The 11639-nt window shown below is 65.2% G+C and carries 12 protein-coding genes; 8 read left to right on the plus strand and 4 right to left on the minus strand.

Going from position 1 to position 11639, the window contains the following annotated elements; genetic code table 11:
- Positions 1–108: 108 nt before the first annotated feature.
- Both CK944_RS12020 and CK944_RS12025 read left to right on the plus strand, forming a co-directional pair.
- Positions 109–855 (plus strand): Bax inhibitor-1/YccA family protein, encoded by a 747-nt coding sequence (locus CK944_RS12020; protein WP_103173302.1) that lies wholly within the window; start codon positions 109–111, stop codon positions 853–855.
- 197 nt (positions 856–1052) lie between these two features.
- Positions 1053–2336 (plus strand): solute carrier family 23 protein, encoded by a 1284-nt coding sequence (locus tag CK944_RS12025; protein WP_103173303.1) that lies wholly within the window; start codon positions 1053–1055, stop codon positions 2334–2336.
- Between the two features lie 3 nt (positions 2337–2339).
- On the opposite strand, the gene CK944_RS12030 is transcribed toward CK944_RS12025, so the two are convergent.
- Positions 2340–3611 (minus strand): hemolysin family protein, encoded by a 1272-nt coding sequence (locus CK944_RS12030; RefSeq protein ID WP_103173304.1) that lies wholly within the window; start codon positions 3609–3611, stop codon positions 2340–2342.
- Between the two features lie 135 nt (positions 3612–3746).
- Positions 3747–4748, minus strand: coding sequence for a TerC family protein (locus CK944_RS12035; protein ID WP_103173305.1), 1002 nt, complete (start codon positions 4746–4748; stop codon positions 3747–3749).
- Between the two features lie 206 nt (positions 4749–4954).
- Between CK944_RS12035 and CK944_RS12040 the strand changes: the two genes are divergently transcribed.
- Together CK944_RS12040 and CK944_RS12045 are read left to right on the plus strand one after the other, a co-directional pair.
- Positions 4955–6181: an AGE family epimerase/isomerase gene (locus CK944_RS12040; protein ID WP_103173306.1), complete on the plus strand. Its 1227-nt coding sequence runs from the start codon at positions 4955–4957 to the stop codon at positions 6179–6181.
- Between the two features lie 71 nt (positions 6182–6252).
- A complete protein-coding gene (locus tag CK944_RS12045) occupies positions 6253–7671 on the plus strand; it encodes an alkaline phosphatase D family protein (protein ID WP_103173307.1) in 1419 nt (472 codons plus the stop codon).
- Here CK944_RS12045 and CK944_RS12050 read toward each other — a convergent pair.
- Together CK944_RS12050 and CK944_RS12055 are read right to left on the minus strand one after the other, a co-directional pair.
- Positions 7668–8237, minus strand: a complete 570-nt coding sequence (locus CK944_RS12050) for a TIGR02281 family clan AA aspartic protease (RefSeq protein ID WP_239986057.1) — start codon at positions 8235–8237, stop codon at positions 7668–7670. The genes CK944_RS12045 and CK944_RS12050 overlap by 4 nt on opposite strands.
- The gene (locus tag CK944_RS12055; RefSeq protein ID WP_103173308.1) at positions 8234–8854 is read right to left on the minus strand and encodes a MarC family protein; all 621 of its coding nucleotides are present in this window, start codon (positions 8852–8854) and stop codon (positions 8234–8236) included. Before CK944_RS12055 ends, CK944_RS12050 begins: the two co-directional genes overlap by 4 nt.
- A gap of 202 nt (positions 8855–9056) precedes the next feature.
- Between CK944_RS12055 and tatA the strand changes: the two genes are divergently transcribed.
- Genes tatA through CK944_RS12075 form a run of 4 tightly spaced genes read left to right on the plus strand, consistent with a single transcriptional unit; the run spans position 9057 to position 11530 of the window.
- The gene (tatA, locus tag CK944_RS12060; RefSeq protein ID WP_103173309.1) at positions 9057–9329 is read left to right on the plus strand and encodes a twin-arginine translocase TatA/TatE family subunit; all 273 of its coding nucleotides are present in this window, start codon (positions 9057–9059) and stop codon (positions 9327–9329) included.
- A gap of 27 nt (positions 9330–9356) precedes the next feature.
- Positions 9357–9836, plus strand: a complete 480-nt coding sequence (gene tatB, locus CK944_RS12065) for a Sec-independent protein translocase protein TatB (RefSeq protein ID WP_103173310.1) — start codon at positions 9357–9359, stop codon at positions 9834–9836.
- Complete coding sequence (tatC, locus tag CK944_RS12070) at positions 9837–10691, plus strand: twin-arginine translocase subunit TatC (RefSeq protein ID WP_103173311.1); 855 nt, start codon at positions 9837–9839, stop codon at positions 10689–10691.
- Complete coding sequence (locus CK944_RS12075; RefSeq protein ID WP_192877755.1) at positions 10691–11530, plus strand: ATP-binding protein; 840 nt, start codon at positions 10691–10693, stop codon at positions 11528–11530. The genes tatC and CK944_RS12075 overlap by 1 nt, the downstream gene beginning before the upstream one ends.
- Positions 11531–11639: the final 109 nt, after the last annotated feature.

Raw genomic sequence — 11639 nt, forward strand, 5'->3', positions numbered from 1 at the left:
AAAGCAGTGGGGATCCGATCCCTTAACGGCATTGAATCACGGGCGTATCATGCCAATATGATGCCCATAAACCGGCAGGCGCCGGCACGCCTCTAGAGGGAGAGATTGATGGCAGATTACAACACTTACCGCACCACGCAGAGCGTCGGCGCCCGTCAAGGGGTGATCGACGAAGGGCTGCGGGCCTATATGAACAAGGTTTATGGGCTGATGGCGGTCGGCATGGGTGTAACCGCCGTCGCCGCCTATGGCATCAGCACCGCCGCCGTGGACGCGTCGGGACAGCTGACCCAGCTGGGAACGGCTCTTTACGCCTCGCCCCTGAAATGGGTGGTCATGTTCGCCCCGCTGCTGGTGGTCTTCGCCTTCGGCGCCGCGCTCAACCGCTTGTCGGTGCAGGCGGCGACGATGCTGTTCTATGGCTTCGCGGCGCTGATGGGCGTCTCGATCAGCTCGATCTTCCTTGTCTTCACCGGAACCTCGATCGTGCAGACCTTCCTGGTGACGGCCATCGCCTTCGCGGGCCTGTCGCTGTGGGGCTATACCACGAAGAAGGACATCTCGGGCTGGGGCAGCTTCCTGATCATGGGCGTGATCGGCCTGATCGTGGCCTCGATCGTGAACATCTTCCTGCAATCCTCGGCGATGCAGTTCGCGATCTCGGTCCTGGGCGTGCTGATCTTTGCGGGCCTGACCGCCTATGACACGCAGAACATCAAGAACACCTATCTGCAAATGGCCGGTTCGGACCGCGACTTCCTGGGCAAGACCGCCATCATGGGCGCCTTGCAACTGTACCTGGACTTCCTGAACCTGTTCATGTTCCTGCTGCAGTTCTTGGGCAACCGCGAGTGATCTGCGCAACAGCCTGACAGCATCAACCCCCGCCCGACCGGCGGGGGTTTTTCATTGGAGAACCTCCAACAGGGCCGGACCTGTCATGGCAGGGTGCGTTCCATTGCCGACATATGGCCGAGGAGCAAGGCGCAGGTGATTGGCCTGCCCCCGGGGATGGGCTAAGCCCGCCGCCAGAATCATGACAAGAGAAGACGATGGGCTATTTTCCAACCTGGCGCCCGGCAACCGGCGCGACTGTTCTTCCTGATGAGAAACTGCCACTGGCCGCTGCCGTCCCGATGAGCGTGCAGCACCTGCTGGCCATGTCGGGATCGACGATCCTGGCGCCGCTGATCATGGGCTTCGACCCGAATGTCGCGGTGTTCTTTTCCGGCATCGGCACGCTGCTGTTCTTCTTCATCACCGGGGGGCGGGTGCCCAGTTACCTGGGATCGTCCTTCGCCTTCATCGCCGTGGTCATGGCCGCGACCGGCTTTGCCGGAGGCGGGGCCAACCCGAATATCGGCGTGGCCCTGGGAGGGATCATCGCGGCGGGGCTGGTTTATGCACTGATCGGGCTGGTGGTGATGGCGGCCGGGACAGGCTGGGTGGAACGGCTGATGCCGCCCGCCGTGACAGGGGCCATCGGCGTGTCCATCGGGCTGAACCTGGCCCCGGTGGCCGTGGGGCAGTTGAAGGGCAGCATGGCGCATCTGTCCATCGCGCTTGCGACGGTGCTGTGCATGGCGATGGTGTCTGCCTATGGCGGTCGGACCACGCGGCGCATCGCGGTGCTGATCGCGCTTGCCTTCGGCTATGGGCTGGTGCTGGTCCTTGGCAACGGCGCGGGCATCGTGCCGGGCATCGACTTCGGCCGGGTCGGGCAGGCGGCATGGTTCGGCATTCCCAACTTCACCGCGCCAGAGTTCGACTGGACCGCGATCAGCATGATCGCCCCCGTCGCCGTCGTCCTGGTGGCCGAGAACCTGGGCCATATTAAGGCGCTTGGGTCGATCACCGGGCAGAACATGGACCGCTATATCGGGCGCGGCTTTCTGGGCGACGGGCTTGCCACGATGATCGCTGGGGCAGGGGGCGGGACCGGGGTCACGACCTATGCCGAAAACATCGGCGTCATGGCGATGACCAAGGTCTATTCGACGCTGATCTTTCCGATGGCCGCCGCCATCGCGATCCTGCTGGGCCTGTCGCCCAAGTTCGGGGCGATCCTGCAGACGATCCCCGCACCCGTCCTGGCGGGGCTGGCGGTGTCGGTCTTCGGCCTGATCGCCAGCGCCATGGCGCGCATCTGGGTCGATAACCGCGTGGATTTTTCCGACCCGCGCAACCTGTTCACCGTGGGCGTGGCGCTGATCCTGGGGGCGGGCGATTTCACCGTCAACATCGGCGGCTTTGCCCTGGGCGGGATCGGCACGTCGACCTTTGCGGCGCTTGCGATCTATCAGCTTCTGGGGATCGGGCGCGACCGGCGCGCCTGACCATCAGGCCTCGGCAAGCTGCGAGACCAGCAGCTTGTCGATCCGCCGGCCGTCCAGGTCCACGACCTCGATCTGCCAGCCCGATACGGTGACGCGCGCGCCCACGTCGGGCAGAACGCCCGCCCGGTCCAGCACAAGGCCCGCGACGGATTCGTATCCGCGATCCTCGGGCAGGGTGATGCCGATCATTTCCGCGAATTCGTCGGCGGGCATCCAGCCCGCGACCAGCCAGCTGCCATCCTCGCGCTGGGTGGCCTTGGGCTCGTCGTCGCCGGGTTCGGGGAAATCGCCCGCGATCGCCTCCAGCAGGTCCATGGCGGTGATCACGCCCTCGAAATGGCCGTATTCGTCATAGACCAGCAGCATATGGGCAGGGCTGGCCTTCAATTCCTCGATCACGTTCAGCGCGGGCAGGCCTTCGCGGATCACCGGAACCTCTTGCACCAGGGGGCGCAGGTCCGTCACATCCTCGATCATCAGGTCGCGCAGGGTGATGACGCCGATGATCTCGTCGTCCGAACCGTCGCGCACCAGCAGGCGCGACCGGCGGCTGTCGCGGAACCGTTGCAGCACATCCGCGGCCGGTTCGTTCACATCCACGGATTCGACCTCGTGCCGGGGCGTCATCAGACCGCGCGCGGTCCGATCGGCGATGCGCATGACGCCCGCGATCATCTCGGTCTCGGCGGGTTCGATCACGCCTGCGGTGCGGGCCTCGGACAGCATCACCCGGATTTCCTCGTCCGAGATGCCGCGCTCGGATTCGCCGGACTGTCCCAGAAGCCGCAGGACGATGTTGCCGGACTTGTCGAGGATCCAGACGATGGGCGCGGCGATGCGCGAGATGAACAGGATCAGCGGGGAAATGCGCACCGCCACCCCTTCGGGCGACCGCAGGGCGATCTGCTTGGGAACCAGTTCGCCGACGATCAGCGACAGATAGGTGATCAGCACCACCACGCCGCCCACGCCAAGCGTTTGTGCCAGGGCGGGGGACAACCCGCAGTCGATCAGCGCGGCGGACAGGCGCGCGCCCAGCGTCGCGCCGGAAAAGGCGCCCGACAGCACGCCCACCAGGGTGATGCCGATCTGGACGCTGGACAGGAAGCGGCCCGGTTCGGTTCCCAGATCAAGGGCGATTTCGGCGCCGCGGCTGCCTTCGGCCGCCATGACCTTCAGCCGTGCGGGCCGGGCCGATACGATGGCCAGTTCGGACATGGCCAGAACGCCGTTGAACATCGTCAGAAGCAGGACGATGATGATTTCCAGAAGCATCGGGTCTCTTTATCCAGCAGGTCGGGCTTTTCGCAATCTGCACGAAGCGCGAGGCAGTGCAAAGCCTTGAAGGTGATCTGCCGGATCGAATCGGCAAAACAAGGCGCCGTCGGGGGCGCCTTGCCATTGTCGGTGTTATTCGCCGGCGGGATGGGATTGGGCCCGTTCGGCCTTGTCCCCGGTGGTTTTCCACAGCGAATAGACCACGCCCACGCCCAGGATCGCGAAGGTGATGCCCAGCGACCAGGTCGGCGGAAACTTTTCCCAGCCCATCAGGTCGGCGATGAAGATCTTGGATCCGATGAAGACCAGCAGGATCGACAGCGCGTATTTCAGATAGGCGAAGCGGTGCAGGATCGCCGACAGCGCGAAATACAGCGCCCGCAGGCCAAGGATCGCGAAGATGTTCGACGTATAGACGATATAGGGGTCGGTCGTGATCGTGAACACGGCGGGCACCGAATCGACGGCGAAGACCAGGTCTGCGATCTCGATCATCACAAGCGCCATCAGCAGCGGCGTGCCAAAGCGCACCAGCTTGCCGGTCTTGGGATCGGCCTGCTTGACGACGAACTTGTTGCCGTGAAGCTGATCGGTGATGCGGAGATGCTTGCGCATGAAGCGCACCAGCCTGTTGCCCTCCAGGTCATGGGACGCTTCTTTCACGAACATCATCTTGATGCCCGTGAAGATCAGGAAGACCGCGAACAGGTACAGCACCCACTGATAGTTCGCCACGATCGTCGCGCCCAAGCCGATCATGATCGCGCGCAGCACGATGACGCCCAGGATACCCCAGAACAGCACCCGGTGCTGGTATTCGCGGGGAATGGCGAAGAAGCCGAAGATCAGCGCGATGACGAAGATGTTGTCCATCGCCAGCGTCTTTTCGACCACGAATGCCGTCAGGTACTGGGCCGCCGGTTCGGTCCCCATCTGCCAATAGACGAAGCCGGAAAAGGCGACGCCTAGAACGATGTACATCGCCGACATGCGCAGGCTTTCGGCGATGCCGATTTCCTTGCTGTCCTTGTGCAGGACGCCCAGGTCGAATGCCAGAAGGGCGATCACCACGCCCAGAAACAGCAGCCACATCCACAGCGGCTTGCCCAGAAATGCGAGTAGAAGAAGTTCCATATGCCCTCATCGTTGCTGATGTGCATCGATGCCAAGGGCTTCGCCAGGTCAGGGCCACTTTGCATCGAGGCACGCTCGATGCGGTCCGACATCACGGCCTTTCCGCCGTCAGAGGGGCCCGGTCCCGCTGGGTATTCACGTGACATGACCGGTTCTGTATTTCAAGGGTCGCGACGAAAATTTTGTGCAGGCGAAGGGGTGAAACCGTGAACGGACCGGGAAATGACGCATCGGCGACATGGCTGCACGATCCCGCGCACCGTCAATTCCTGATCCGGGATGCAAAGCGGGCGCTGGATTTCTTCGATGCCAGCGCGGTGCCGGACGGCCTTGCGGCCCTCGATCGGGCAGGGCGGCCGCTGGGCGACGGTGTGCTGGAACTGCATGTCACGACGCGGCTGGTCCATTCCTATGGCCTGGGTCAGCTTGCCGGGCGGCGCGATGGGGCAGGGATCATCGACCGGGGGATGGATCTGCTGTGGCGCAAACATCGCGACGCGCGGCACGGCGGCTTTGTCTGGGCGCTGCGGGACGGGGCGGTCGCAGAGGGCACGAAGCTGGCTTATGGGCAAGTCTTCGTGCTGCTGGCGGCCTCCACGGCGAAGCTGGCGGGCCATCCCGATGCCGACCGCCTTTTGGCCGATGCCGCGCAGGTGCTGGAGGATCGGTTCTGGGACCGCCAGGCCGGGCTGTTTCGCGACGAATTCACCCGCGATTGGCAGCCTTTTTCCACCTATCGTGGGATGAACGCCAACATGCACGGGGTCGAGGCGCTGCTGGCCGCCTTCGAGGCCGTGGGCGAAGGCGAATACCTGCGCCGCGCGGGCGGGATCCTGGATTTCTTCATCGCCGGGCAGGCGGCCGCGAATGGCTGGCGCATCCCGGAACATTATGACGACCGCTGGCGCCCCGATCCCGGCTACGAGGGCAACCCGATGTTCCGTCCGGCAGGCACCACCCCCGGCCATTCGTTCGAGATGGCGCGCCTGCTGCTGCAATACTGGGACCTGGCGGGCCGCCCGGACAATGCTGCGCCAACCCAGGCGCGGATGCTGGTCGAAACCGCGCTGCGCGATGCCTGGCTGGAACGGGGCGGGCTGGCCTATACGCTGGATGCGGGGGGACGCGTGGCCCGCGCCGACCGTTACTGGTGGCCCGTGACCGAGGCGATCGGTGCCCTTGCGGCGCTGATCAAGCTGGATCCGCAGCCCCAGGACGAGGACTGGTATCGCCGTTTGTGGCGTTTTGCCGATGCGCATCTGATCGACCACGACCGCGGCGGCTGGTTCCCCGAACCGAGTGGGCCGACCGGCGGACAGTTCCAGGGCAAGCCCGACATCTATCATGCCTTGCAGGCGGATCTGTTTCCCCTGGTCGGGGGCCTTTCCCGACAGGCGCAGGCCCTGGCGAACACAAAACCGCTAAAATCGTGATGCGGGGGTGTAATCCGGGGCGCAGCGTTTATCTGTCACGCTGACAGACAGCCAAGGGGTGCGACAACGGAATGGGGCAAGAAGACGGTTTCGCGGGTCCGATCCTGCATTTTCGGGGCTGCGATACCCAGGGTCTGCGCCTTGCCGCCATCACCATCCGCCCTCGGGACGCCGGTGCGCCCGGACCCGTGCGCGTCCAGGGCGGCGACATCGCGCCGGTGCTGCTGGCGCAGGTGGCGGATCTGTCGATCTGGCGGCACGATTTCACCCTGGCCCTGAGCGAGGCGGGCTATCACCTGGACGGGCGCGACCATCCGGTCGCCACCCGGCTGGACGGCGACATCCGCATCGCCTTCGTGTCCTGCAACGGCGAGGAAAACGGCGATCTGGACCGTGACCGGGCCGAACGCGATTTGATGTGGGCGCGCCTGGCGGACGATCACGCCCGCGCGCCCTTTGCCCTGCTGCTGCAAGGCGGCGACCAGATCTATGCCGACGAGGCGACGCATGGCCACCCCTTGTCCGAATCCTGGCCCGACCGCCTTCCCGCCGATCCTTCGCCCGCCGATCTGGACAGCCTGACCCGGCACCTGGAGCGGCGTTTTGCCGAACGCTACATGATGGTTCTTGCGGCCGAAGGCTGTGCGGATCTGTTCGCAAGCGTGCCGTCGCTGTCGGTCTGGGACGATCATGACATCTGCGACGGCTGGGGATCGCTGCCCGAAAGCCGCACGTCATCGGCGGTGGGACAGGCACTGTTTCGCGTGGCGCGGCGGATGTATCTGCTGTTCCAGCACGGCGCGACCGACAAGGATGTGCCGGCGCTGTTCATGGATCCGACGGGGCATAACCTGGGATGGCGGCGCGACCTTCCTGGGGTGACGCTGTTCGCGCCCGACCTGCGGTCCGAACGCCACCGGCACCGGGTGATGGGGGATGGGGGCTGGAAGGCGGTCGAAGCGCTGCAGCCCACGGGCGATCACGTCTTCATGGTGTCCAGCGTGCCCCTGCTGGGGCCGCGCCTGTCGCTGATGGAATCGCTGATGATGGTGATCCCCCGGATGCAGCATTACGAGGACGACCTGCGCGACCAATGGCAAAGCCACGCGCATCGCGACGAATGGCGGCGGATGCTGGCCGAGGTCCTGCGGATGCGCAAGGCGGCCCCGGTGACGGTGCTGTCGGGCGAAATCCACCTGGCGACGCGGGCCGAGATGGGACCCGAGGCCACGCGCGTCCACCAGCTTGTCGCCTCGGGCATCTCGCATCGCGCGCCGCCCAAGGCCTATGCCCGCGCCCTTGGCCTGTTCGCGGGCCTGGGCGATGCGCCCTTGCAGGGCCACCCGATCCGCATCAAGCCGCTGCCGGGCCAAAGGCACCGCTATGTGGCCGAACGCAATTTCCTGACGCTGGATCGCCGCGACGGACGGTGGCAGGCGGTCTGGCATCTGGAAGACAGCGGGCCCACGCCGCCCCTGGCCCTGGATTAACGTTCCAGGATCAGCAGATCGCCTTCAAAGCTGACCCGCGCGAAGGTCCGCAGATAGGACATGCCCAGCAGCGACCCGTCCAGATCCGCGCCGATCACGAAGGCGCGGACGTTCCGGTCAACGATGTCGCCGATCTCGATCCTGTCGATGGTGACGGGGGCCGTCTCGACCCGGCCGTTCGCGGTCATGGCCGTGCCGACATAGGCCAGGTCGTCGGGATCCAGCCCCACGCGGCGCGCATCCGCCGGGCCAAGCGCGATGGATGATGCGCCCGTATCGACCATGAAGCGCACCTCCTGCCCGTTGACCGTGGCGGTCAGGTGGAAATGGCCGTCGCGGCCGACCGGAATTTCGATCCGCCCGCTTTCCAGCACCTGCTGGACCGGGGCGTCGCCCTCGATCCACCAGTTCGCGGCCAGGGTGGCGCCCGCAAAGATCACCACCCAAAGGATCAACTGGCGCAGCACCCGCCCGCCGCGGCCCGCCAGTTCGAAGACCATCGCGCCCCCGATCACCAGCAGAAGCGCGCCGTAATAGACAAGCTGCATCGTGTCGTCGCTGGTCATGGAAACAGCCCCGATCCCTTCAGCCCGTCGATGACGAACTGCACCGACAGCGCCGCCAGCAGCATGCCCAGAAGCCGGGTGACCACCATCACGCCCGTCCGTCCAAGCGCGTGCGCCAGGGGTGTGGCGATGACGAACAGCGCCATGGCGATGACCAGGACGGACAGCATCACCAGGTTCACAATCACCATATGGCCGATGCCCGGCGCCTCGCCCATCAGCAGGATCATCGAGGCAAGCGCGCCAGGCCCCGCCAAGAGCGGCATGGCCAGCGGAAAGACGGACGGATCGTGATGCAGGGGATCGCCGTCGCCCTGATTCTCGCGCCGTTCGGTGCGGCGTTCGAACAGCATGTCCAGCGCGGTCAGAAACAGCAGCAGGCCCCCGGCGATGCGAAAGGCGGAAATCGAGATGCCGATGGCCCCCAGGATCGACTCGCCCGCGAAGCCGAAGATCATCATCAGCACGGCGGCGATCAGCAGGGCGCGCGCCCCGATGCGGCGCCGCTGCGCCGCCGTCATGCCCGGCGTCAGGGCGATGAAGACCGGCGCAAGACCGACAGGGTCGATCACCACGAACAGGGTCACGAAAGCGGTGAGGTAAAGCGACAGATCCATGCGTGCTTATGGCCTGCACGCCCGGCTCTGCCAAGCCGGGCGGCGGGGGACGGCCTTTTCAAAATAGCGTCAGTTTGTTTCAGATTAATGAAGAAGGCCCCGAATCATGGCAGTTGGGCTTTCGCTGCGGTGGCATAGGGCCTATATTCCGCAGATTGGTTGAACCCAGGCCCCGGCCTGGCCCTGGAACTGGAGAACTGAAATGCACATGCCGTCCCCCATGGCACTGCTTGTTATCGCCATCGTGGTCCTGGTCCTGTTCGGCCGCGGCAAGGTTTCCTCGCTGATGGGCGAATTCGGCAAGGGCATCACCGCCTTCAAGAAGGGCCTGAACGACGGCACCTCGGAAGCCGATGCGGAACGCAATGCCAGCCTGGACAAGCCGGTGCAGCCCATCCAGCCGGTCCAACCCGTCCAGCCGGTTCCGGGCACCGAAGCCCGCGACGTGACCCCTTCGAACGAACCCCGCGTGTGATCCCGAAACCGGGACGGGGGTTCCAGAATGCTTGATGTCGGGTGGAGCGAACTGCTGCTGATCGGTGTCGTCGCGCTGATCGTCATCGGTCCCGAGGATTTGCCGAAGCTGTTTCATACCCTGGGCCGGATCACGGCGCGGGCGCGGTCCATGGCGCGGGAATTCACAAGCGCGATGGAGGATGCAGCCAAGGGCAGCGGCATCAGCGAGGCGACCAAGGATCTGAGGGATCTGAAGAACCTGACATCCAAGAAGTCGCTGGGCCTGGATGCCCTGGACCGGGCCGCGACACGGTTCGAGGAGTGGGATCCCAGGTCCAGCCTGGACAAGGCCGTGCGCCCCAAGCCCGATCCGGCGGCGCCCGTTCCCCCCGCCGACACCCGGCCCATGGACGCGCCCCCCGTGCCCGCCCCCATGCAGGCCGCAAACGAACCTGCCGCCGCCCCGATTTCGGACACCTCGCGCCGCATCGCCGGTGTCCGCCGCTCGGACATGAAGGACCAATAAGTGTCATCGCAGAATGTCGATGAGCTGGACGACAGCTCGGCCCCGCTGATCGAGCATCTCAAGGAACTGCGCAGCCGCTTGATCTGGTCCGCGCTGGCCTTCGTGGTGGCGATGGTCCTGTGCTATCTGGTCTGGAACCCGATCTACAACTTCCTGACCAAGCCGATCTGCGCCGCGCTGGAAGATCGCGGGCAGGAATGCGGGCTGATCCTGCTGAAGCTGCAGGAAGGCTTTACCGTGGCCCTGCGGATTTCCTTCTTCGGCGGCTTCATCCTGGCCTTTCCGGTCATCGCCTATCAATTGTGGCGCTTCGTGGCGCCCGGCCTGTACCGCAGCGAAAAGCGGGCCTTCCTGCCGTTCCTGGTGGCATCCCCGGTGATGTTCGCCATCGGGGCGGCATTCGCCTATTACGTCATCCTGCCGATGGTGTTCTCGTTCTTCCTGGGCTTCCAGCAGGGCCCGCTGGCGCTGCCGGACGATCCCGCCGGGGTCGAGGCATCGACGAACACCGATCTTGCCGGCATCGTCTTCCAGGGGTCGGTCAGCGAATACCTGAACCTGACGACCCGCTTCATCCTGGCCTTCGGGCTGTCGTTCCAGTTGCCGGTGGCGCTGGCCCTGATGGGGCGCGCGGGGCTGGTGTCCGCCCAGACGCTTGCCAGCACGCGCCGCTATGCCGTGGTGCTGATCCTGACGCTGGCCGCCTGTCTGACGCCGCCCGACGTGGGCAGCCAGCTTGTGCTGTTCTCGGTCGTCTATGGGCTTTACGAGATTTCGATCCAGGTGGTCCGGCAGATCGAGAAATCGCGCGAAAAGGAACTTCGCGCCCAGGGACTATGGGACGAAGACGCCTGATGCCCGATGATCTGCGCCGCATCGCCGAGGCGTTGGAACGCCTGGCCCCACCCCCTGTGCCCGCGCCCAGCTTCACGGAAGCCACGGCCTATGTCTGGCATCCCGATCCCGACCGCCTTGAACCTGTCGATGTGGTGGACCGGGTCGATCTGGTCCAGTTGATCGGCATCGACCGCGCCAAGCAGATCCTGCTGGACAACACCTTGCAATTCGCGCGCGGCTTTGGCGCGAACAATGCCCTGCTGTGGGGCGCGCGGGGAATGGGCAAGTCGTCGCTGGTCAAGGCGGTCCACGCCGAGGCGGTGGCCGAAGGCCTGCCCCTGGTCCTGGTCGAGATAGCGCGCGACGACCTGGGTTCGGTCGGGCGGCTGCTGGCGATCCTGGGCCGCGCCACGGACAAGCGGTTCCTGCTGTTCTCGGACGACCTGTCCTTCAGCCATGACGATACGCAATACAAGTCGCTGAAGGCCGTGCTTGACGGCGGGATCAGCGGCCGACCCGCGAACGTGATCCTTTATGCCACGTCGAACCGCCGCCACCTGATGCCCCGCGACATGATCGACAACGAACGCGCCACCGCCATTCATCCCGGCGAGGCGGTCGAGGAAAAGGTATCCCTGTCCGACCGCTTCGGGCTGTGGCTGGGTTTCCACCCTTGTTCCCAGGACGAATATCTGGCGATGGTGCGGGGCTATTGCGAGGCTTACGGGCTGGCCATCGAAGCCGATGCCCTGCGGGCCGAGGCGATCGAATGGCAGGCCACGCGCGGCGGCCGGTCGGGCCGGGTGGCCTGGCAGTTCTTCACCGATCTGGCGGGCCGGCACGGAATCGCCGTCTAGAGGCCGCAGGGTTCAGGTCGATGCACAGGACGGCAGTGCGTCGGTCATGTTCCCCGCAAAGTCGTCTGTCGCTTTCATCCATGACCTTCGGCGCGCGTCCAGTTCCGGC

The organism is Paracoccus sp. SY, from assembly GCF_002901215.1.
Taxonomy (GTDB): domain Bacteria; phylum Pseudomonadota; class Alphaproteobacteria; order Rhodobacterales; family Rhodobacteraceae; genus Paracoccus; species Paracoccus acridae.

Excerpts from the sequence above, each read along its gene's own strand:
- CK944_RS12075 (WP_192877755.1), top strand. The coding sequence starts at position 10,691 with ATGCCCGATGATCTGCGCCGCATCGCCGAGGCGTTGGAACGCCTGGCC.
- CK944_RS12020 (WP_103173302.1), top strand. The coding sequence starts at position 109 with ATGGCAGATTACAACACTTACCGCACCACGCAGAGCGTCGGCGCCCGT.
- CK944_RS12045 (WP_103173307.1), top strand. The coding sequence starts at position 6,253 with ATGGGGCAAGAAGACGGTTTCGCGGGTCCGATCCTGCATTTTCGGGGC.
- CK944_RS12025 (WP_103173303.1), top strand. The coding sequence starts at position 1,053 with ATGGGCTATTTTCCAACCTGGCGCCCGGCAACCGGCGCGACTGTTCTT.
- CK944_RS12030 (WP_103173304.1), bottom strand. The coding sequence starts at position 3,611 with ATGCTTCTGGAAATCATCATCGTCCTGCTTCTGACGATGTTCAACGGC.
- tatB (WP_103173310.1), top strand. The coding sequence starts at position 9,357 with ATGCTTGATGTCGGGTGGAGCGAACTGCTGCTGATCGGTGTCGTCGCG.
- CK944_RS12055 (WP_103173308.1), bottom strand. The coding sequence starts at position 8,854 with ATGGATCTGTCGCTTTACCTCACCGCTTTCGTGACCCTGTTCGTGGTG.
- CK944_RS12050 (WP_239986057.1), bottom strand. The coding sequence starts at position 8,237 with ATGACCAGCGACGACACGATGCAGCTTGTCTATTACGGCGCGCTTCTG.
- CK944_RS12035 (WP_103173305.1), bottom strand. The coding sequence starts at position 4,748 with ATGGAACTTCTTCTACTCGCATTTCTGGGCAAGCCGCTGTGGATGTGG.
- tatA (WP_103173309.1), top strand. The coding sequence starts at position 9,057 with ATGCACATGCCGTCCCCCATGGCACTGCTTGTTATCGCCATCGTGGTC.